We start from the raw sequence: 20,787 nt of genomic DNA on the forward strand, positions 1-20,787 counted from the left end.
CCCCGGTGTTGTTGGCACATTGCCCGACCTGACCCCGGTGTTGTTACTGCAGGCCGAGCCGCCTCAAGGCGTGGGGATCAGGTCGACCGCGTCCCACGCAAAGCCGGGGCTGAGGAAGCCGGAACCTGCCGAGCCGCTGATCGGGGTCAGGGTCAGCACGTTGGTGCCCACCACCAGCTGGCTGGCCGGGATGTTGAAGGTGTACATGGTGTTGTTGCCGCGGTAGGTGCCTACCGTCAGGCTGCGGGTCTTGGGTGCGTTCGGGGCCGCCGGCAGGGCCGAGGACCAGCCATTGACCTGCACCGTCGGCCGCCCGCCGGCGTAGGCGATGGTCAGGCCCACCCGCAGGGTCAGCGGCGCCAGCTGGCTGCGTTTCAGGTTGAACTTGATCACGCGCGCGCCGCTCACCGCGCTGTCTTTCCACTGGTAGGCCGGGAAGCCGGTGGCGGCGGTCGAGACGCCCACCGTGTAGTCGCCCGGCTTCCAGCTGCCCATGCGCACGTCGGACGGGTGCATGGTGGTGACCTTGTCGCCGTTGAGGAATTCGGCCGGGCTGCCATCCCAGTCGCCGATGCGCCAGATCGGCGTCACCGCCGATGGGTCGCCCGTGATGGCAATCGGCGCCACCGAGGTCACGCCGCCGGCCGTGACCGTGACGGTGCGGGTATCGACCTCCAGCTCGTTCTTGTACACCTTCATGGTGTAGGTGCCGGGCAGCATGCCCTTGCTGTCGAAGTGGCCGTCCACCGGATCGACCGGGGCCCAATACTGGGCGGTGGCGTTGGCAAAGCCCACCGTGTACTCGAAGCGGCTGTCGCGCCCGGTGATGCTGGCGCCCGACACCTGGCCGCGTCCGGACGGCCCCACATAGCCCACCATGCCCATGCCGCTGAAGAAGGAGGTGTCGACCGCGCCCGGCGCGCCGCCGTCCGTGAACACCAGGGTGTAGCTGTTCAGGATGCCGAGGCGGAAAGCCTCGGTCTGCGATTCGCCATAGTTGATGATGTAGGTCAGTTCCTGGTCGGAGCCGCCCTGGTTCAGCAGGCTGCGGTAGAAGGGGCCGCCGGAATTGCCCTCGTTATTGTCGCGCACTATCCACAGGCCGACGTTGTTGCCGGTGGCGCCTATGTACTGCCAATCCTTCAGGCGCATGTTGGAATAGTGCTTGGAACGGGTTTCGCCGTTGGGCAGGCCGAACACGTCGCCTGACTCCACCGTGGTGGTGGTGCCGGTCAGGTCGGATGGTGTGGGACCGTTGGGCAGCACCGCCTTGGGCACGCGCACGATGTAGCGCGCCAGCGCCTGCACCTCGGGCTCCTTGGTGAAGTACGTTCCCATGTAGATCCGGTTCTCGCCGCGCTTGGCGATATAGTAGTGGGTCAGGCTGCCGCCCACTACGGTGACCTTGATATAGTCGCTGCCGATCTGCTCGGCGTTGACGGTCACCGCCGAGATATTGTTGTACAGCCAGTCGAAGCCGGAGTTGACCTGGCTGCCGCGCTGCTGGTCCTGGTACTGCACGCCTTTGTACACCAGGGAGGCGATGTCGCCCGGCGAGGTGGTGGAGCTGGCGTCCACCCGGCGTATCTTGAACACCAGGTCGGCGCCGGTGTCGATGGTGTAGAAATTGCTGTCGGCGGTCAAGCCGAAGGTGGAGGTGGCCTGGGTAGTGGCGCCCGCCTTGAGCAGCGTGGCCTGGCTGGCGCCGCCATCCTGCGCGGCGCCGCCGCATCCGGCCAGGATGGCGGCCGCAGCCAGTCCGGCCGCGCCCAGCCTGGCCGCTTTCGTCGTCAAGTGTTGCATGGTTCTCCTCTTTCTCTTTGTGGTTTTAAAAAAAAGGGACAGCAGAGCTGTCCCCAAAAGGTGAATACTTCACACCCAGGCAGAATTACAGGTTCTTCCAGGTCAGGCCCAGGCTGATGCGGCGGCCTGCGTAGTAGTAGTTCTGCAGGTTGGGCGCGCCATTCGCGTAGCCGGTGCCGCCCAGGCTGGTGGTCTGGGTCTGGTTGGTCAGGTTCTTGCCTTCCACGTAGAACTCCAGGCTCTTGTTGACGCGGTAGGCGATGCGGCCGTCCACATAGCTGGTGCGGTCGGTCCAGTTGCTGGGACCCGGATTGTAGGCAGGGTTTTTCCATGCCAGGGCCACGTTGGGATAGGCGTTCAGGCCATAGCCGCTGATCGAGTCGCCGCAAGGTGCGATGCAGGCGAAGCGGGTGCCCACGGTTTGCACGGCGACGCGGGCGCTGAGGGCGCCATCGTCATACCACAGGGCCCAGTTGAACGAGTACTTCGGTATCCCGACCGGGCTCAGCACGCCGCCGGTCAGCAGGTCGTAGGCCAGGGCCGACGAGTTCGAGTGCTGGCGGGTGACGTTGGCGTCGAAACCGGTGTAGCGCAGCTTCCAGGGCAGGAAGGTGAAGGCGGTCTTGGTGCTGAATTCCACACCGGTACGGGTGGCCGGGGCGCCGTTCAGGTAGGTGCGGAAATCGAACGGGATGTCGGCCAGCGAGATGCCGGTGGCCGGATCGACCGCGCTCGAGCCTTCGAACACTTTCTTGCCGTTGACGCTGTCCACGATGGCGGCGCCGATGCGGCCTTCCTGCTTGTAGGCCGAAGCGGTGAACATGGTGTCGCGGTTGGGGTACCACTCGACGCTCAGGTTCTGGTTGATGTTGGTCTGCGCCTTCAGGGCCGGATTGCCCAGGGTGGTGCAGGTCATGTCGGTGTCGGCGTCGCCATTGGCGTTGACCAGGGTCTGGTCATAGGTGCAGGAGCCGGCCGCCACCAGGCGCGAGGCCGGCGGGCGGGCCACCGTCTTGGCATGGTTGTAGCGCACCACCACCTGGTCCGGCACCACCCACAGCGCCAGATTGTAGATCGGCAGGAAGTCGGTGCTGTTGGCGGTCAGCGTGGTGTTCTGCGTGATCTGCGAGGTGGTGAAGCCGGCAGCGTTGCCGGGGTTGGCCGGATCGTAGGCCGCCGTCTTGAGCTTGGAGACGAAGGTCATGTTGCCCCGGCCTTCGACCTTGGTGCGCACGTAGCGGTAGCCCATGTTGCCTTCCAGTTCCCAGCCGAAGGGCAGCGCCTTGTTGGTGAAGGGGACATGGTCGATGCCGAAGTCGGCCATCAGGTAGCCGGCGTCGGTGCGCTCCTTGATGCTGGTCATCGGCTGCTCGTAGGTCTTGCCATTGCTGCCGACGCAGGTCTTCATGCAGTCGAAGTTCAGGTTGGGCGCGCCGATCTGGGCGAACACCTTCTCCACGTCGATCTGGGTCCAGTTGTTGATCAGGGCGTCCGGACGGTCCTTGGCGCCGTTGAACAGCTGGGTCGCGGTGGCGTTCTGGTACATGGAGCTGGTGACGGCGTCCAGGAAGGCCTGCGGAGTCAGCACCACCTGATAGCTGCGGCTGCCGGCGGTGGGGATGATGCCATAGGTGCACTTGGCGGTGGCCGTATCCTGGCAACCGACGAAGGAACCGCGCACATTATTGCCGGGCACGGTGACAGCCGCCACGTAGCCGGCGGTGCCGGCGGTGCCCACGGCCGGGCTGACCGTGTAGCCGCCGTTGCCCCAGGCGTCGCTGGTGGTGTCGCGGTAGTTGTAGCCGGTCTTCAGGCGCTTGAAGAAGGGCACGGTGTCCGGCACCGCCCAGCTGACGTCGACCTTGGCCGCTTTTTCGCCGGTCTCGCGCAGCTGCGGGCTATAAGTGACCTGGGGCGAGGAGACGGTGTATTGCGGCACGGTGGCGCTGGTGGCAGGCGCCAGGGCGCCGACCTTGGTGAAGTCGGTCAGGCTGACGCCGGGCGGGGTGCTGTACGACCAGATGCCGTTGGGCTGCAGCGCCACCGTGGCGTTGCCATAGGTATAGCCCCACGAGGTGCGCTTGTCGCCGCGCCAGAAGTCGGACTCGTTGTCGGCCACGAAGAATTCCGTGGTCAGGCCGCCGTCGCGATAGGTGCCGCCCAGCTGCAGCGACTTGGTGGTGGTGCCCATCTTGTTGCGGATCTGGTCCACCGACACGCCGGCGTTGGTCAGCGTGTAGGAGGTCACGTGGTGGTTGGCGTCCACCACCACCGAGCCGGGCACGATGTTGGCCGTCACGCCCTGCTGCAGCGGCTGGCCGGACAGGAAGCTGTAGCCGGGGAACACGGCGTAGCCAGTACCGGCCACGGCGCTGCGCTTGCCGGCGGCATCGACAAAGGTGCCGGCCGTGTTCATGGCGACGTTGCCCAGAGAATAAGTGAGGAAGTTGTCATCCACCTCGCGCTTGTTGTAGCTGCCCTTGGCGTACACCGACAGCTTGTTGTTGACCTTGAAGTCGGTGCGCAGGTCCAGGTTCTTGCGCTCGTCGATCTGGCGCTTGACGAAGTAGCGCAGCAGGGCTGGATTGGTGTCGTTCCACTGGTTCAGGCAGCTCAGCAGCTCGTAGTTACGGGCGTTGATGGCATTGGTCTTGTTGGTGGAGCTCAGGCCGTTCAGTTCGGCCGAACTGGTGGTCAGCGCCGGGAACGAAGTACGGCAATCCGCCTGCGACTGGGCGGCGGCCGACTTGGTGACGATTTCCAGCGGTGTGGCGGCGTTCCAGGTGCCGTAAGTGGCCCATGGCGTGGTCGAGGCCACGTCGGCTCGGTTCACTGTTTCCGGGTGATAGCTGAAGGTTTTTTCCGGCGACTGGTCGAAGTCGGCCTGGCGCATGTAGCCGTCGCGGCCGTTGGCCGAGACCTGGAACTGGTGCGATTCATTGGTCAGCTTCTGGAGCGAGGCGTTCATCAGCACGCCCAGGCGGTTGTCCAGGAACTTCTTGCTCATGATCAGGTTGGCGTCCGGGTCCCATTCCTTGTTCAGGCTGTTCTTGCTGCCGGCCAGGCGCAACGACACGAAGGGCTTGTCGAACTCCAGCGAGGTGCGGGTCTTGATGATGATGCCGCCGCCCAGCGAGCCCTCGGTCATGTCGGCGGTGGAGCCCTTGACGATGTCGACACTCTTGATCAGGTCGGCGGACAGCTGGCGGAATTCGGTGGCGCGGCCGTCGCCGCCGCCATTCATGTCGGAGCCGCCGGCCGAGCGCACGCCCTGCCCGTCCAGCTCGACGCGGGTCAGTTCCGGGCCGTTGCCGCGGATGCTGACGTTGACGCCCTCGCCGAAGTCGCCGCGGTCGATGGCCACGCCGGCAATGCGCGAAATGGCTTCGCCGATGTTACGGTCGGGCAGCGAGCCGACATCCTCGGCCACGATGGAATCCTGGGCCGTGGCCGAGTTTTTCTTGCGCTCGATGGAGGACTGCTGGGAGCGGCGGGTGCTGACCACCACCTTGGCCATGTCGCCCTGGGCTTCGCTCCCGGCCTGGGCGGCCGGCGTGGCGGCCGGGGTTTCCTGGGCGCCGGCGGCCTGGCCCGCCATCAGCGAGACCAGGGCCAGGGACACGGCATAACTCAAACGGTTCGGCCGCAAAGGGGCCGCACGGAAAGAACGCATTGTTGCATCTCCAATTCTTATAGGAAGTAATCACGCCACTGCGGGCGCTGCCGGGGGTTGATCCTTTGGTGGACGAAGCGATGATGCCCGCAAAATCGCGCAAAGTTAGCGATCCGATCAAAGGACTCCGATAGTTGATTTTTTTAGCGCAAGGCGGCGGAAAGCCAAAAACGGCGCGACTGACGGACCAGGAAAAAATTTCCGCCAACAATATTTGAGCGCATGGCGGCGGAAATTTTTCACCCGTCCGTCTTTATTAATGGGCAGGCCGGCAACGGCGCCGCCAGCCGCGCCGCCGGTGTGGCAAACCCGCAGCACCCTCACCGTTGCAAAAAAACCACGCATCATGCTTGATCAACGTTGTGATCCGACGCTACGGCCGCCGCTTGGACTTGCCATGTAATAATTGGAAAAAACATAAAAACGCTGTCCGCAGAGACAAGCGCCAGCCCGGCTACCGGGCGATACAACACGGAGGAGACGATGAGACAATTCCTGGCCCCCGCCATCGTGGATTGGGTGAGCACGCATTTGCTGCCCTACGAGGCCGAGCTGCGCATGAAGCTGGCCGGTGTCTGCAAGGACGCCGCCGAGATCGACGACGTGATGCAGGAGGTGTACTGCCGCATCCTCAAGCTGGAATCAGTGGAGCAAATCCGCGAACCGCGCGAATACGTGCTGCGCATGGCCAGGAACATCGTGATCGACCAGTTCCGCCACAACACCGTGGTGGAAATCGAGGCGGTGGCCAACCTCGATGAATTCAATGTCGAGGACCCGTCGCCCTCGCCGGAACGGGTGGCGGCCGGACGGGCCGAGCTGAAATGGGTGCTGGGCCTGATTTCCAACCTGCCGGACCGCTGCCAGCAGGTGTTCCGCGCGCGCCGCATCTACGGCATGTCGCAGGACGCCACCGCCAAGTCGCTGGGCCTGAGCGAAAACGTGGTCGAAAAGGAAACCATGCGCGGCATGGCGCTCATTTCCGAGAGTATTGCCAGGACCGGCATGCAATGGGGCGGCGACGCGGTAAAATCGCGCGCAGGCAAGCCCACGGTTAGAAAACGACATGTCTAAAACAGAAACGGAAGCGCTGGAATGGGTGGTGCGCCAGTCGCATGGCGCCATGACCCCACAGGACGAGGCTGCATTCGAGGCCTGGTTCGACGCCCATCCCTCGCACGCGGGCGCCTACCTGCGCGCGCGGGCCATCGAGCGCTCCCTGGACAAGATCACCCTGGAGGAAAACCAGCGCCCCAGCCCGGCAGCGGTGCAGGACGGCGCGCACGCCCTGCGCCAGCACGGGCGGCGCCGCTTCATCGTGGCGGGCGCGGCGGCCGCCGGGGTGGCGGCCGTGGCCAGTTCCGCGCTCCTGCCCAGATTCGCAGGCCCGACCGTGCTCAACACCGCCAAGGGAGAATTCCGCAAGGTGCCGCTGGCCGACAATTCCACCGTCAGCATCAACGGCGCCAGCCGGGTCGAGGTGCGCCTGACGCGCGAGGAGCGCCGCATCGCCCTGACCCGGGGGGAAGCCTGGTTCGAGGTGGCCAAGGACAAGAGCAAGCCCTTCGTGGTGCAGGCCGGCGGCGTCATGGTGCGCGCGGTCGGCACCGCCTTTGCCGTGCGCCGTTACGGCGATGGCGCCGACGTGGTGGTGACCGAGGGCACGGTTGAAGTCTGGACCGCCCAGGGCACGGCGCAAAAGCGCCGCATGACGGCCGGCGAACATGCCTACGTGCCGGACCTGGCGGCCAGCATCGCGGTCAGCCGCGAACCCGAGGAAATCGAGCGCAAGCTGGCCTGGCGCGAAGGCATGCTGGTGTTCCGCGACCAGGCCCTGGCCGACGCGGCTGCGGAATTCAACCGCTACAACGCGCGCGCCATCGTGATCAACGACCCGCGCCTGCGCGACAGGAAATTCGTGGGCCAGTACCGCATCGACCAGCCCGAGCGCTTCGCCGACGACATGCACTCGCTGCTGGGGGTACCGGTCGTGGTGGGCGCGAATACCATAGAGATAGGCCAACGGATACGCTAGAGATCCGGCCGTGCCGCCCCCGGCATATAACCAGGAAGCAGTGGATGGCGAAGTACCCAGGCATCAGCCCGGCTCTGATCGCGGCCGGCATCAGCATCCTGGCTGTCTGCACGCCGGCAGCCAGGGCCCAGGAAGCTCCTGCGAGCTTCCACGTGGCGGCGGGTCCCGCAGTGAAAACGATACCGGAATTCGCGCGGCAGGCCGGGCTGACGGTGCTGGCCACCACCGAGGACCTGGCCGGCATCGCCACCAATGAAGTGCGCGGCAGCTACGCACCGGCCGAGGCGCTGGCGCGGCTGCTGGCCGGCACCCGCTTGCGTTCGCGCATCCGCGACAACGGCACGGTGCTGTTCACGCTGGCGCCGCCCGACAGCGAGGCCGAGGCAGGGCGGGCGCTAGACCATGGCGAAGGCAGCGTGCTGCGCTTCAAGCCCGGCACCCTGTTCGAACTGGACCACAGCGAGGAGGAACTGGAGGAGCTGATCAGCGATCTGCCCAAGGTGGTGGTCAGCATGCGCCGTTCGCAGCGCTCGGCCATAGGGCGCAAGAAGCACGCCGCCACCGCCATGGATTCCATCGTGGCCGACGATGTCGGCGCCCTGCCCGACCGCAACGTGGGCGAGGCCATCTCGCGCGTGGCCGGCGTGGCCGTCAACCGCGGCGACTTCGACGAGGGCAGCAGCGTCAGCATACGCGGCAACGGCCCGGAACTGACCCGCGTCGAGCTGGACGGCCAGGCCGTGCGCTCGGCCGGGGGCGCCGACATGAATGGCGGCGGCGACGGCCGCGCCACCGAATTCCGCCAGCTGTCCGCCGACCTGATCAAGAGCGTCGACGTGGTCAAGGGTTCCACCGCCGACATGACCGAGGGTTCGCTGGGCGGCAGCATCATCATCAAGACCCGCAGCTCGCTGGATTTCGACCAGCCCTACGTGTCGCTGCGCACGGCCGGCACCCAGAACAGCCTGAACAAGCGGTGGGACCCGGACCTCAACCTGATCATGACGCGCAAGTTCCTGGACGGCCGCCTGGGCGTGCTGGTGAACGCCTCGGCGCTGCGCCTGACCAACGAGTCGCACCAGTTCCAGGTGTCCAGCAACGGCCAGGATGGCTACATGCGCGCCATCGACTTCGACAACTCCCCGCAGAAAACCTTCAGCTACCACCCGGAGACGGTGGACCTGGGCGACGCCGCTTCGACCAGGCCCTGGGCCAGCTACGGCGGCTGGGACGCCGCCACCCCGCTGGACATCGTCACCAAATCGGCGGCGGCCCAGTCCAAGGACGATTGTGCCGCCGCCTTTCCGGTCCTGGCCACCGGCTCGGCCGAACTCAAAGGCCTGAGTGCGACCAACAAGGCCTACGCCATCGCGGCCCGCAACCAGGAGCTGGCCAGCTGCCTGAACCAGTGGAACGACACCAACCCCGCCCTGCTGCGCTACTTCGTCAAGCGCCAGGTCGATGATCGCAAGAACATCGACCTGCGTACCGACTTCAAGGTCGACGACCATCTGACCATGTACGCCAAGGGCAGCTACAGCAGGCGCGAGGTGGACGACAACTTCCTCACCTATTCGCTGGGCAACGTGGCGGTCACCAATGGCGTGGCCAACATCGTGCCCGGCTCGGCGCTGGTGGACGCCAACCACCGCGTCACCCAGTACACCCTGTCCAACGCTGGCGTGTTCAACGACCAGATCCGCAACCGCATGGGCACCGCCACCCGTTACCTGCAGCTGGGCGGCGCCTACCACGACGGGCCGTTCAGCGCCGAGTTCATGGCCGGCGACAGCCACTCCCGCTTCTGGCGCGGCGACATGCGCACTTCCTGGGGCTATGCCTACGGCAGCGCCACCGTGTCGCTGCAGCCGAACGGCATCTGGGCCTATGCGCTGCCATCCGGCGTCAACCTGGAGGACTGGGGCAAGGTGGCCGCGCTGCAGTCGCCCACCAGCACCACGGCGCCGCAATACACTGCGTCCTCGCCGCAGATCACGTACACGCCGCAGCTGCGCGAAACGGGCGAACGCAGCTCCAGGCTGGACCTGGCGTACGCCCTGCCCGATACCGTGCCCTGGTTCCGGCGCGTCAAGGGTGGCTACAACCTGCGCGACAGCAGCAGCGACGCCTGGGGCAACGGCGGCTACACCGTCAGCCCGGCCGTGGGCACGGCCGGCACGGCCGGCTATGTGCCGGCCGTCACCGTCCCAGGCAACAATGTGCGCAGCAGCTTCGTCGGCTGCCAGGATACGGCGGGCTCGCTGGCGCCGGGCGGCACGCCCTGCACGTATGGCCTGATCCCTACCGCCAACTCGCGCAACTACCAGATCGTGCTCACGCCGCAGCAGTTCCTCAACGCCGTGATGGCGGCCATGAGCCGGCCGGCCACCGCCACCCGGCTGTTCGACGGCGCCTCCGGCCGTCCCGATGCGCTGATCGGCAACTGGACCCAGATCGACGTCGACCAGCTGTTCGCCGGCATCGGTGCGCCGAATCTCAACTTCGATTGCATGAAGGTGTGCATGGGCAGTGACGGCAAGCTGTACCAGCAGCCCAGGACCAGCATACGCGAGCGCACCGACGCCGCCTACCTGATGGCGGAATTCGGCCTGGACCACATCCCGCTTACCAACCGCGCCCTGCCCTTCGGCTGGGAACTGGAAGGCAACCTGGGCTACCGCTACGTGCGCACCCGGGTCGAAGGGAGCGGCAACATGACCTTCATTTCCAAGCTCAAGACGGCCGCCTTCGATGCCGCCAATCCGGGCGCCGCGGCCGGCTACACCCTGTCGCAGGTAACGCAGAACACCACCATCAGGGCCACCACGCACGACTTCCTGCCGATCTACAATCTGGCGCTATGGCTGGCGCCGGACCAGCTGGTGCTGCGCTACAGCCACGCCAGGACAGTGGCGCGGCCGGGCGCGTCCAGGCTGGTGCCATCCGGCTCCTGCACCTACGATGAAACCCTGGTGGACACCAACGGCAACCCGGTCGGCGACATGGCTTGCTCCACCATGGGCAATCCGGCGCTGCGGGCGCAAAGCAACACCAACCAGAACCTGAGCGTGGAGTGGTATCCCAACCGCGACAGCATGTTCTCGGCCTCGGCCTACAAGCAGATAGGCAGGATAGGCCCGGCCATCGTGGACAGCATCTTTGGCCGCAAGGTGTTTGCCGGCACCGAGGTGGTCGATCCGGCCACAGGGCGCACCCTGGCCGACATCCCGTTCGACCTCAAGACCTACCTGAACGGACCGCCGGCCACCCGCACCGGGGTGGAGTTCAGCGCCAAGACCGCGTTCACCTTCCTGCCGTGGAAGCTGCGCCATACCGGCTTCGACGCCAACGTCACGCGCCAGCACTCCAACCAGGCGCGGGTCGCGTGGGATTTGCTGAGCGGGGAGGCGCTGCCGGCCGTGGGTGAACCCAAATATTCGTTCAACTGGGCGCTGTGGTATGACGATGGCGACTTCAGCGCGCGGGTGGCGGTGCAAACCGTGGGCACCAAATTCAACTGCATCGCCCCGTGCGGCGATACACTGAGCGGCTACAGCCTGAACGCCTATCCCAACGCCAGCCTGGGGTGGAAGAATCCGGCCTACAACCCGGGGCCGCCCAACTTCACCGACCGCACCAGCTACGTGGACGGCAAGATCGCCTGGCGCATCAACAAGAACCTGGACTTCTTCCTCGAAGGCCGCAACCTGACCAACCAGACCCAGACCGCCAGCCTGGGTTCCTCGGCCTATGCGGACGGCACGCCCAGTTTGCAGAAGTACTATTACGCGGGGCGGCGCATCACCATCGGCCTGCGTTTCCGCTCCTATTGATCCGCATCTGCTGATGAATTCACTCAGCATTTGATCTGGATTAAACCGGCCGCTTTCTCTCCTTTTACCATGATCTTTATCTAAGGTTGTCGGTTGCGCCATTGATATTTTTCAAAAGAAAGGAGAGTGAAATGAAATATTTAACCAGCGACAGAGGACAAATTCAACGGGGGCAGGGCATGACGGAATACATTGTCATCGTTGCTCTGATCGCAGTAGCGGCGATTGCCGTTTACCAGTTGTTCGGAGCCACCATCCGCAACCAGACCGCAGGTATCGCCATGGAAGTATCGGGTAAGAATGGCAGCAATGCGATCACGCAGGCCGGCACAGCCGCAGGCAAAGCCGAGACGACGGCGAAAGACACGACGAAAAACTCGCTGTCGACCTACGGCGATCAAGCCACCAGTGGCACTCAGTAAACAGGCGCACTTAACATCCTGAGCGGCGGCCATGAAACCAATGCGCCTGATAGAGAACGCCATGCGCCGCCACTGGCAGCGCGGGCAATCCCTTGTTTACGGCCTGTTCATGATGGTCGCCGGACTCGCCGTCCTCATATTTATCTTCAATACCGGACAGATCACCGAGGAAAAAACGAAACTGGTAAACACCGCCGACGCTGTCGCCTATAGCGCCGCGGTGATGCATGCCCGGGCCCTCAATTTTGATGCGTACACGAACAGGGCCTTGATGGCCAACGAAGTCCTGATCGCTCAGGCAGTAAGTGCCGCTTCCTGGTCGGCGCACGTGGTGCGCCATACCGACAACGTGCCACCCATGAATTGCAACGGCGGGTATTCGGTTCCCGCCTCACTGCTGCTGTTCGAATACATCCCTGTCTGCTATCTGTTGAGCCTGCCTGCAGCAAAGGCCGGCGCCACTGGCCTTGAAGAGTCCGTAAAAGCCGCGGCCAAGGCCACAGTTGCGGCGTCCGAATTGGCCAAGACCATACTGCAAGGGGCCCAGGCGAGCATGGCTGCCGCGCTAATTCCTGCGCGCCAGATGCTCATGCAGCAGGTGGCAGATGCAAACTATGCCGGCGACGGGGCGGTTCATGTGGACCCGCTCCCCCTTACGGACACATTTTCTTCATTCAATGGATCCCCGTTTATCCGGCAATATGGCGGCGCTGACCGGGCACGGCTGAAAGCAGCGGTGGTCACGGCGGCGCATCGCGACGATTTTGTTCGCCAGCGGTCGTGGACCTCGGCCAACAATGTGCCCTGCATACTCGCAAACAAGGCCGCGTTCCGGCGCCGGGGCGGGACCGAACTGGTGGACTACGACGAATGGAAAGCCATGGACACCGCGTCGTTGCACCGTTGGGAATGGCATACCCACGGGATCTTGCGCCCCCCCCACCTGCGACGATAGCGAAACGCCATTGGGATATGGGACTCAAGCGGCCGCCACCGGAGCGGTGGATGATACGGACGCCAGTTACGGCAATTCACGCAGCGACAATCCGCTTGCCAGCGCGGCGGCCAGCGGCGGCGCATGGCAGTACGGCGGCCTGCCCGGTTATTACGATTTGAATCCCTCCGCGCTGGTCATGGCACAAGCTCATCCTGGACCGCGTGCGCGCTTCACCATCCGGCTCACCCGCGCGCGCGGCCAGTTGAAAACCTCGGACGCCCAATCTGGAATTAAACCGTCCGGCAAGCTCGCCATCATAGACAGCGCCGCCGCCAGCGGCGTGCTGGCGGCGGTGTCGGCTTCCGAAGTCTATTTTCACCGGCCTAGCGCACGCAGCGACGGCAAAACCGAACTGGCCAGCCTGTTCAACCCGTACTGGGAAGTGCACATGGTATCCACCTCCGCCGAAGAGATCGCGAAAGCCATGGCCTTGGGAGGCCCCAAATGAAGATCTCTGCACGCCAGGGGAAGGGCGGGTGCCCGGCCTCCAGCGGCCAGGCACTGGCTGAATTCCTGGTCCTGGCCGTGGCCCTGCTGCCGCTATTCCTGCTCCTGCCGCTGATCGCCAAGTATCAAGACATTGCATATCAAACGCTGGTCGCCAGCAGATACGTGGCATTCGACGCCATGACCCGCAATGACGGACAAAGCAGCTGGAAACCACCGGAACAGCTTGCGGCCGAAGTCAGGCGACGTCTGGCCGGCGCTGCCGATGCCCCATCAAGACCGGGGATGTGGCCGGCGACTACCTCGCCCATCAGAATCTTTTTTGGCGCGCCCCTGACGGCAGCGCCCTGATAGAAAAATTCAGCCGCGACGTAACGGTGAGCTTCGGTTCCGCGCAGCGCCCGACCCAAGCCGATGGCTACAGCGCGGCGAATGACGGCTTGCCCTTCAACCTGAAACCGGCGGGAAGCACGACCACCGCACCCGCCCAGGGATTCGGACTGAAGAGCAACGGCATCTACACCGCGAACGTGGCGGTTCGGCTGGCTCATCTGCCGGACACGCTCAACTTTTATCGCCCCTTCGACACGATGGACCTGCTCATGCGGCGCCACACCAGTATCCTGGTCGATCACTGGGCCGCCAACGGTCCGGCCCAGCTTGAAGACAGGCTGGGTGGCTCGGTATTGATTCCATCCAGGGTGTTGGGCGCGCTCGCACCAGTCCTCGGACCAGGCGTAACGGCGGCGGAGGGAGGACATATCAGCGGCCCGCGCATAGGACAACTCGATGCCTGGCGTGACGTCCTCCCGCCCGACCGGCTTCAATGAACCATATTCCAGGAGACCATTCATGCCACTGCACCTGACAAAGGTATGTGCCTCGTTCAGCCGGACCGCCCTGCTCGGCATCGCGTTCGCACCTGGTCCATCGACGGCAGGCACGGCCCCGGATTGGCCCAGCATCCCAGCAGCGGTAACCAGCTTTGACACGGGAGGCGAAGTTTCCACCGACGGGCTTTCCATCCGGCTGCAAGGCCTGCTGTCAGCACGCGCTCCCGCCGAGGTCGCGGCATTGTTCCGCGCCAGCCTGGGGCGGCCATTGACCGAGAGCCGGCAAGGCACGCGCCTGATACTTGGGCGCAGCTGGGGGAATGCCTATCTGACCGTACAACTTGAGCAAGCGGGCACGGGCACGCGCGGTATCATGGGAATTTCACGCCCTGCCGGGGGTGCGCATGGCCAGGCGCTGCGACGAATATGGTCCAAGCTTCCCGCCGGCTGCCGTGAGCTTCGCCACACCAGCATCAGCGATGCAGGGCGCCGCACGGAAATGCTGGTGGCGGCGACGTCCTCCACGCCAGCATTTATCGCCGGCCAGTTGCGCAGCCTGATGCTGGCCGACGGCTATGCGGTGAACGCAAACACCCGGCCGGGCAGCGGTCCGGCACCTGCAACGATACAGGCTTTCGAGCTCGCGGGTACCGAGCTCAACGCGATCATCATGCCCATGCCGGACGGTTCCGCCTCCATGGTGATACATATCGCTAGCCAAGTGGAGCGCAAGCCATGAGACACATGAACTTGCCGCGGGCTACAGGTCAAAGCAGCCTCGAATTTGCAGTGGTATGCGCAGTGCTTGCAGTAGCCCTGGGAGTCGCCGCCAGTGGTGGTAGCAGCCCGCTCACCATACTACTGGCGGCTTTCCGGACCGCATATCAAAACTTTTGCCACGCCATCTCCTTACCGGGTTGATCATGGACGCACACTTGCGCTTGCCGAAAAAGCTGAACCGGACCTGGACCGTGCTGGGCATCGCCACCGTGATAGGACTGCTGGCGGCGGCAGCCACGCGCGGCTACCTCAACACCCGCGTCGCGGAGCTGGAGGCGCGTAACCGCCAGGCGACGGTCGAAGTGGTGGTGGCCAAGACCGAGCTACAGCCGCAGTCCGTCCTGAGCAATCAGAATGTCGCCCTGCGCAAGATACCAGCCGCCTATGCGCACTCGGGGGCGGTGGCGCCGGCGGATTTCAATCGCATCGACGGACGCAGCATCGCCTACCAGGTCAAAGCCGGAGAAATGATACTGTGGAGCCAGATGTCATCCAAGCGCGCCCCCACTTTCTGCGCCAGGCTGGCCAGCGGCCAGCGCGCCATCACGGTGATGGTGGACGAAATTAATTCCATCTCGGGCATGCTGGAACCCGGCGACCTGGTGGATCTGATGTTCAGCTCAGACCAGGGCGGCCGAAAGCAGGTGATCCCCTTGCTTCAGGGACTGCAAGTGATGGCCACAGGACAGCGTTCGGTCGATGATCCCAAGACCGGTGCCAGCACGCCATTCGCGACCGTCACCTTCAACGCCACGCCATCCCAAGCCAGGAGCATCATCCTGGCGCGCGACACCGGCAGACTGACAGCACTGCTGCGCAATCCCGACGATAGCCGGACGGTGGCCGAGCTTGACGAGCGCAAACCACAAGCAGGTGCCTCCCACCGCGTCGCCGCGCCAGCCCGGCCGCCTATCCTGGTGCTGTACGGCAGCTCGCCGTCCACCGCCGCGCTTGCAACAGCGATGCCTGGGGGGGACACACGAAGTCCGCCCTGAGCGGCATGTTCGCTGCACCACCTGTTCTCCTCACGCGCCGCTTCGTGCGCCCTTCCGTGTCTCACTGTCGGGATCACCGTCCATGAACCGTCCATACCATACATCGTCATCCATTTTTCCTGCCGAGAGTAAACGTGGCCGCTGGCTCGCGTTGCCGCTAATGCTCATGCTGATGCTGATGCTGTCTGCCGGGTTCGCAGGTGCACGCGTAACAGCAACGGCCCCAGCGGGCGTCCCCGCTGAAGCCGATCCCATCCAGGAAATCGAACTGTACGCGGGAGAGTCCCGCCTGATTTCCGCACCGGGCCTGGCCCGCATCGCAGTAGGCAACGGCCAAGTCATCACGGCCAACGCGATCGATGACAAGGAGGTGCTCATTTTCGCCCATGGCGGTGGCAGCACCAGTTTGTTCATCTGGGACCACGACGGCCACCTGAAGCGCACCAAGGTTTCCGTGCTACAACTGGACATAGGCCGCTATGCGCGCGACATCGCGGCGTTCCTCGCCGGCATACCCAACGCCAAGGCAAGTGTGGTGGGCGACAAGGTAGTGGTGGAAGGAGATGAGCTGTCCGATGCCGATCGTGACAAGGTGGCGGAACTGGCCAAGCGCTATCCCCAGATCATCAACTTTACCAGTCCGGTCGGCTGGGAGCAGATGGTGATGATGGATGTGCGGGTGGTCGAATTCCCGAAAACCGAGCTGCGAGAACTTGGCTTAAAATGGAGCGCCACCGGCGGCGCGGCCATAGGCGGGGTCTGGGCTCCCCTGCGCCGTGGTACGGCCGGCGCCTACGGCATCGACATACAGGAGGGCGGAAGCGCGCGTCCGCCGGTGACCACGCCGCAGGCGGCTGGCAGCGTCGCGCCGCCATCCGGACTGGCTCTGCTCAGCGCGCTCAACCTGGGGCTTAACGCGCAATTGCTGGCGCTGGAGCAGCAGGGCAGCGCCAGCGTACTGGCCGAACCCCAGCTGTCGACCCGCAGCGGCTACAAGGCCACCTTCCTGGCCGGCGGCGAAATCCCCTATTCCGTCGCCTCGGTCAACGGTGTCACGGTACAGTTCAAACCCTATGGCATCAGGCTGGACATCGAACCCAGGGTAGGTAATAACGGCATCATCCGTGCCGTGATCGATTCCGAGGTCAGCACCATCGACTCGTCATTGACGACCGCAAACGGACCCGCCCTGCTGACGCGGCGGACCAAGACCGAATTCAATGTCCGCAAGGGAGAAACCATCGTCCTCGCGGGCTTGCTGCAGCGCACACAAAGCAGCGATGTGGACAAGGTGCCGCTGCTGGGCGACCTACCGGTCCTGGGGCCATTGTTCCGTTCGCGCCGCTATCAGAACAAGGAAACCGAGCTGGTGGTGTTCGTGACGCCCAGCATCGTGGACAGCCGCACTGCCAGCCTGGCGCAACGGGTCGAGCGGACTTCCGAGCGCCTGCGGCGGCAGTTGGGTGCGCCGCCGCACCTGAGCAATCCGCTGCAGCCGGCTCCGGACACGAATGAGGTGCAGCCATGATCCATGTCGATATCGTTTCCCCCGACGGCGTCACCCGCGCTCAGGGCGCGCCCGACGACTGTCTCCTGGGGAGCCGGCAATCCGCCGACATTTGGCTGGATAGCTGGCGGGTGGGCAAGGAACACGCGCGCATGTTGCGCACGCCATCCGGGATACTACTGGAGGACCTGGGCAGCTATTTCGGCACCTCGGTCAATGGACGCCGCATCAATAGCCAATACGGCCCGATGGCGCCAGGCGACGTGATCGCCATCGGCCCCTACAAGCTGACGCTGCCGATACTCGCGCTGGCGCCAGCGACAGTGCATGCCTCGGCCGCGTCCAGCAATCCGGTCTCCAGCCAGGCTGCGGTGCAGCGGCTGGCCTTCGAATGGCGCCAGCGCCTGCATAGCCTGCTCCTCGAAAGCATGGATTTGCGCCGCCACGATGTGTCGCGCATGAGTGACGAAGAACTGCGCGCTGAAACCAGCAAACACGTGCAGGGCATCATGCGCGAGCAACATGCTGAGATTCCCCCAGAACTGGACCGCGAAATTCTGGCCCGGCAGGTATTGGACGAGGCGGTCGGCTTCGGCCCGCTTGAGGAACTGCTGGGCGACGCCAGCGTCACCGAAATCATGGTCAACCAATACGACCGCATCTACGTGGAAAAGGACGGCCGCCTGGAGCGCCATGACATGACGTTCACCAGCGACCGGGCGGTACTGGGTGTGATCGAGCGCATTGTGGCGCCGCTGGGACGCCGCATCGACGAGTCCTCGCCCATGGTCGACGCCCGCCTGCCGGACGGTTCGCGCGTCAATGCCATCATCCCGCCACTGGCGCTCAAGGGACCCTCTTTGACCATACGCAAATTCGCGCGCAGGCGCATGGGCTCGGAAGACCTTGTTATGCTGGGCTCGCTAAACGCGGCCATGGCGGCGTTCCTGGAAGTGTGTGTAACGGCGCGCCAGAATATCGTGGTCTCGGGTGGCACAGGCTCGGGCAAGACCACCCTGCTCAACATCCTGTCCAATTGCATTCCCGATGGCGAGCGGATCATCACTGTGGAGGATGCGGCCGAACTGCAGCTGCACCACGACCACTGGATCAGCCTGGAAGGACGGCCCGCGAATGTGGAAGGCAAGGGCAGCGTCTCGATCCGCGATCTTGTGCGCAACAGCCTGCGTATGCGCCCGGACCGGATAGTGGTCGGCGAATGCCGCGGCGGCGAAGCACTCGACATGCTGCAGGCCATGAATACCGGCCATGACGGATCGCTGACCACCTTGCATGCCAACAGCCCGCGCGACGCCCTTTCGCGGCTGGAAACCATGGTGCTCATGGCGGGGATGGAGCTGCCGCTGGCGGCCATCCGGGAGCAAATCGCATCCGCAGTCCAAATCATCGTGCAGCAAACCCGCTACGCATGCGGCACCCGTGTCATTACCAGCATCACCGAAATCGCCGGCATCGAGAGCGGCCGTATCCAGATCCAGGAACTGTTCCGCTTCCAGCAGCGTGGTTACCGGCAGAGCGGAGAGCGTATCAAGATCCAGGGCGACTTTATCCCCTGCGGGCTGGTGCCGCGCTTTTTTGAAGAACGCAGGCAAGCCGGACTGGAGCTGAATCTCGGCCTGTTCACGCAGGAGGAAAGTGCATGAACGCGTCTGCCCTGCTGCTGACGGCAAGCGCTATCACGGCCGCTGCCGCCGCTATCCTGGCCTGGCTTCTCATCGACATGGGTCTGCTGGCACTGGCGCGCTACCGTACCGCATTTTCGCGGCGGACAGCATTCCAGGCCCGCGAATTCTTCCTTTTCCTGGACCCTGGCCGCCTGTTCGTGATGCACGCGGCCCTGATGGCGCTGGGGGCTGCGGTGATCGGACTGGCCTCCGGCAGCGCCCTGCTGGCGGCGCTGTCCGTGGCTGTCCTTGCCTTCCTGCCGCGCCTGGCTTACGCCCGGCTGCGCCTGCGCCGCCTGCGCCAGTTCGAGGAGCAATTACCAGACGCCCTGATGACGCTGGCGGGAGGCCTGCGCGCCGGCCTCGGAGCCCATTCCGCCATTGATCAGCTGGTGATGGAAGCACCGGCCCCGCTCGGGCAGGAATTCGGTCTGATGCTGCGTGAACAGCGCATGGGCGTTTCGCTGGACGACAGCCTCAGCGGCTTGCTCAGACGCGTTCCCACACCCACCACCGTCCTCGTGGTGTCAGCCATGCGCATTGCCAACGATACCGGCGGCGGTCTCGCCGACATGCTGGAACGTACTGCAGTCACGGTGCGCAGCCGCCTGCAAATCGAAGGCAAGATCGGCGCCCTGACAGCCCAAGGCAAGCTGCAAGCGTGGATAGTCGGCCTCATGCCGCTGGCGCTGATGCTGATTCTGAACCATATGGAGCCGCAAGCGATGGACCAGCTCTGGCACACAAGGATGGGCTGGGGCGCGCTGGCCATCATCGCTACCCTGGAAACGCTGGGCATCTACGTTATCCGGCGCATTGTCGCCATCGACGTCTAGGAGGACAAGCCATGAGCCACATCGGCACCGATATACCCATCACCCTGCTTGCCCTGGCGGCCGGACTGGCCGCCGCCCTGGCATCCAGTGTGGTCGCCTATGCGCTGTCCGGCATCCCCTCCGAAGACCGCAGCTTCAAGGACCGGCCACCATTGGGCTTCCGGCTCCTATGGTGGCCCATCCATTGGATAAGCCACATGCTGCGGCCTTTCATCGCCCGATCTCCCGGAGTCAGCCTGCCAACCAGGCTACGCAAGGCGGGACTGGATTACGCCATCAGTCCGGCACAGTTCGTCTCCAGCCGGGTATGCTGCGCCGTCATTGCTGCCGTTTTCTGCTGCTGGGTGCTCGACTCCCTGGTACAAGGCGCGGCCGTGCCAGGTGCCGCAGCCGTCCGCTACTGGCAAGCCGGCCTGGCCGGCGCCGTTGCCGGCTGGAGCTATGTCGGCCTGTGGCTGCGCGACCGTATCGCAGCGAGGCGCAGGGAGCTACAGAAGAGCCTGCCCTTTTACCTCGACTTGATCACCTTGTGCGTGGAAGCCGGCCTGAATTTGCAAGGTGCGCTGCGCCAGGCTGTGACCAAGGGCCCGCCGGGACCGCTGGCCGAGGAATTCAAACGCGTCATGCGTGACATCCGCAGCGGCAAGGCGCGCGCAGAGGCGCTGCGGGCAATGAGCGAGCGGCTGCAGGAGCCGGCAGTCAGCAGCTTCCTCACCTCCCTGATACAGGCTGAACGCATGGGGATGAATCTGGGACCGATGCTGCGGGCGCAGGCCGACCAGCGTAGGGTGGAGCGCTTCCTGCGTGCAGAGAAGCTGGCGATGGAAGCGCCGGTCAAGCTGCTTTTTCCGCTCATCGCATTCATCTTCCCTTGCACCTTCATCGTGCTGTTCTTCCCCATCGTAATTCAGTTCATGCATTCTGGCCTGTGAGGAGAAAAC

17 protein-coding genes are annotated in these 20,787 nt (G+C 64.5%); 14 read left to right on the forward strand and 3 right to left on the reverse strand.

The features are described from left to right. Window positions 1-63 precede the first annotated feature (63 nt). The 3 genes from ACLB1G_RS04005 to ACLB1G_RS04015 all read right to left on the reverse strand — a co-directional run bounded on the left by ACLB1G_RS04005 (window position 64) and on the right by ACLB1G_RS04015 (window position 5,824). Window positions 64-1,803 (reverse strand): rhamnogalacturonan lyase B N-terminal domain-containing protein, encoded by a 1,740-nt coding sequence (locus tag ACLB1G_RS04005; protein WP_491625895.1) that lies wholly within the window; start codon window positions 1,801-1,803, stop codon window positions 64-66. Between the two features lie 85 nt (window positions 1,804-1,888). Beyond that, window positions 1,889-5,425, reverse strand: coding sequence for a TonB-dependent receptor (locus tag ACLB1G_RS04010; protein ID WP_491625896.1), 3,537 nt, complete (start codon window positions 5,423-5,425; stop codon window positions 1,889-1,891). Window positions 5,426-5,593: 168 nt separating this feature from the next. Further along, complete coding sequence (locus tag ACLB1G_RS04015) at window positions 5,594-5,824, reverse strand: hypothetical protein (protein WP_491625897.1); 231 nt, start codon at window positions 5,822-5,824, stop codon at window positions 5,594-5,596. Between the two features lie 135 nt (window positions 5,825-5,959). On the opposite strand from ACLB1G_RS04015, the gene ACLB1G_RS04020 reads away from it, so the two are divergent. From ACLB1G_RS04020 to ACLB1G_RS04085, 14 genes are all read left to right on the forward strand, one after another. After that, window positions 5,960-6,550 carry an RNA polymerase sigma factor gene (locus ACLB1G_RS04020; protein ID WP_491625898.1) on the forward strand — a complete coding sequence of 197 codons (591 nt, stop codon included), beginning with the start codon at window positions 5,960-5,962 and terminating at the stop codon, window positions 6,548-6,550. Continuing rightward, window positions 6,543-7,511 (forward strand): FecR family protein, encoded by a 969-nt coding sequence (locus ACLB1G_RS04025; RefSeq protein WP_491625899.1) that lies wholly within the window; start codon window positions 6,543-6,545, stop codon window positions 7,509-7,511. Before ACLB1G_RS04020 ends, ACLB1G_RS04025 begins: the two co-directional genes overlap by 8 nt. Window positions 7,512-7,555: 44 nt before the next feature. Next, window positions 7,556-11,344 (forward strand): TonB-dependent receptor, encoded by a 3,789-nt coding sequence (locus ACLB1G_RS04030; protein WP_491625900.1) that lies wholly within the window; start codon window positions 7,556-7,558, stop codon window positions 11,342-11,344. Between the two features lie 131 nt (window positions 11,345-11,475). After that, a complete protein-coding gene (locus tag ACLB1G_RS04035) occupies window positions 11,476-11,766 on the forward strand; it encodes a pilus assembly protein (RefSeq protein WP_491625901.1) in 291 nt (96 codons plus the stop codon). A 31-nt stretch (window positions 11,767-11,797) separates the two neighbouring features. Then, entirely contained in the window at window positions 11,798-12,721 is a 924-nt protein-coding gene (locus ACLB1G_RS04040; RefSeq protein WP_491625902.1) for a pilus assembly protein TadG-related protein, read from the forward strand. Between the two features lie 46 nt (window positions 12,722-12,767). Continuing rightward, window positions 12,768-13,211, forward strand: coding sequence for a hypothetical protein (locus ACLB1G_RS04045; protein WP_491625903.1), 444 nt, complete (start codon window positions 12,768-12,770; stop codon window positions 13,209-13,211). Further along, complete coding sequence (locus ACLB1G_RS04050; RefSeq protein ID WP_491625904.1) at window positions 13,208-13,561, forward strand: hypothetical protein; 354 nt, start codon at window positions 13,208-13,210, stop codon at window positions 13,559-13,561. Before ACLB1G_RS04045 ends, ACLB1G_RS04050 begins: the two co-directional genes overlap by 4 nt. After that, entirely contained in the window at window positions 13,498-14,040 is a 543-nt protein-coding gene (locus ACLB1G_RS04055) for a hypothetical protein (protein ID WP_491625905.1), read from the forward strand. The genes ACLB1G_RS04050 and ACLB1G_RS04055 overlap by 64 nt, the downstream gene beginning before the upstream one ends. Before the next feature lie 22 nt (window positions 14,041-14,062). Beyond that, window positions 14,063-14,782 carry a hypothetical protein gene (locus ACLB1G_RS04060; protein ID WP_491625906.1) on the forward strand — a complete coding sequence of 240 codons (720 nt, stop codon included), beginning with the start codon at window positions 14,063-14,065 and terminating at the stop codon, window positions 14,780-14,782. 184 nt (window positions 14,783-14,966) lie between these two features. Beyond that, the gene (cpaB, locus tag ACLB1G_RS04065; RefSeq protein WP_491625907.1) at window positions 14,967-15,818 is read left to right on the forward strand and encodes a Flp pilus assembly protein CpaB; all 852 of its coding nucleotides are present in this window, start codon (window positions 14,967-14,969) and stop codon (window positions 15,816-15,818) included. Between the two features lie 166 nt (window positions 15,819-15,984). Next, window positions 15,985-17,346: a type II and III secretion system protein family protein gene (locus ACLB1G_RS04070; protein ID WP_491625908.1), complete on the forward strand. Its 1,362-nt coding sequence runs from the start codon at window positions 15,985-15,987 to the stop codon at window positions 17,344-17,346. Further along, the gene (locus ACLB1G_RS04075; protein WP_491625909.1) at window positions 17,343-18,989 is read left to right on the forward strand and encodes a TadA family conjugal transfer-associated ATPase; all 1,647 of its coding nucleotides are present in this window, start codon (window positions 17,343-17,345) and stop codon (window positions 18,987-18,989) included. The genes ACLB1G_RS04070 and ACLB1G_RS04075 overlap by 4 nt, the downstream gene beginning before the upstream one ends. Further along, window positions 18,986-19,846, forward strand: a complete 861-nt coding sequence (locus ACLB1G_RS04080; RefSeq protein ID WP_491625910.1) for a type II secretion system F family protein — start codon at window positions 18,986-18,988, stop codon at window positions 19,844-19,846. The genes ACLB1G_RS04075 and ACLB1G_RS04080 overlap by 4 nt, the downstream gene beginning before the upstream one ends. An 11-nt stretch (window positions 19,847-19,857) precedes the next feature. Next, window positions 19,858-20,778: a type II secretion system F family protein gene (locus tag ACLB1G_RS04085; protein WP_491625911.1), complete on the forward strand. Its 921-nt coding sequence runs from the start codon at window positions 19,858-19,860 to the stop codon at window positions 20,776-20,778. Window positions 20,779-20,787: the final 9 nt, after the last annotated feature.

This window comes from Duganella kummerowiae (assembly GCF_053572355.1).

What these genes read in the sequence shown, in the direction of transcription:
- cpaB (WP_491625907.1), top strand. Translation starts at nt 14,967, where the DNA reads ATGGACGCACACTTGCGCTTGCCGAAAAAGCTGAACCGGACCTGGACC.
- ACLB1G_RS04060 (WP_491625906.1), top strand. Translation starts at nt 14,063, where the DNA reads ATGCCACTGCACCTGACAAAGGTATGTGCCTCGTTCAGCCGGACCGCC.
- ACLB1G_RS04040 (WP_491625902.1), top strand. Translation starts at nt 11,798, where the DNA reads ATGAAACCAATGCGCCTGATAGAGAACGCCATGCGCCGCCACTGGCAG.
- ACLB1G_RS04005 (WP_491625895.1), bottom strand. Translation starts at nt 1,803, where the DNA reads ATGCAACACTTGACGACGAAAGCGGCCAGGCTGGGCGCGGCCGGACTG.
- ACLB1G_RS04080 (WP_491625910.1), top strand. Translation starts at nt 18,986, where the DNA reads ATGAACGCGTCTGCCCTGCTGCTGACGGCAAGCGCTATCACGGCCGCT.
- ACLB1G_RS04035 (WP_491625901.1), top strand. Translation starts at nt 11,476, where the DNA reads ATGAAATATTTAACCAGCGACAGAGGACAAATTCAACGGGGGCAGGGC.
- ACLB1G_RS04070 (WP_491625908.1), top strand. Translation starts at nt 15,985, where the DNA reads ATGCTGATGCTGATGCTGTCTGCCGGGTTCGCAGGTGCACGCGTAACA.
- ACLB1G_RS04050 (WP_491625904.1), top strand. Translation starts at nt 13,208, where the DNA reads ATGAAGATCTCTGCACGCCAGGGGAAGGGCGGGTGCCCGGCCTCCAGC.
- ACLB1G_RS04075 (WP_491625909.1), top strand. Translation starts at nt 17,343, where the DNA reads ATGATCCATGTCGATATCGTTTCCCCCGACGGCGTCACCCGCGCTCAG.
- ACLB1G_RS04020 (WP_491625898.1), top strand. Translation starts at nt 5,960, where the DNA reads ATGAGACAATTCCTGGCCCCCGCCATCGTGGATTGGGTGAGCACGCAT.
- ACLB1G_RS04025 (WP_491625899.1), top strand. Translation starts at nt 6,543, where the DNA reads ATGTCTAAAACAGAAACGGAAGCGCTGGAATGGGTGGTGCGCCAGTCG.
- ACLB1G_RS04015 (WP_491625897.1), bottom strand. Translation starts at nt 5,824, where the DNA reads ATGATGCGTGGTTTTTTTGCAACGGTGAGGGTGCTGCGGGTTTGCCAC.
- ACLB1G_RS04085 (WP_491625911.1), top strand. Translation starts at nt 19,858, where the DNA reads ATGAGCCACATCGGCACCGATATACCCATCACCCTGCTTGCCCTGGCG.
- ACLB1G_RS04030 (WP_491625900.1), top strand. Translation starts at nt 7,556, where the DNA reads ATGGCGAAGTACCCAGGCATCAGCCCGGCTCTGATCGCGGCCGGCATC.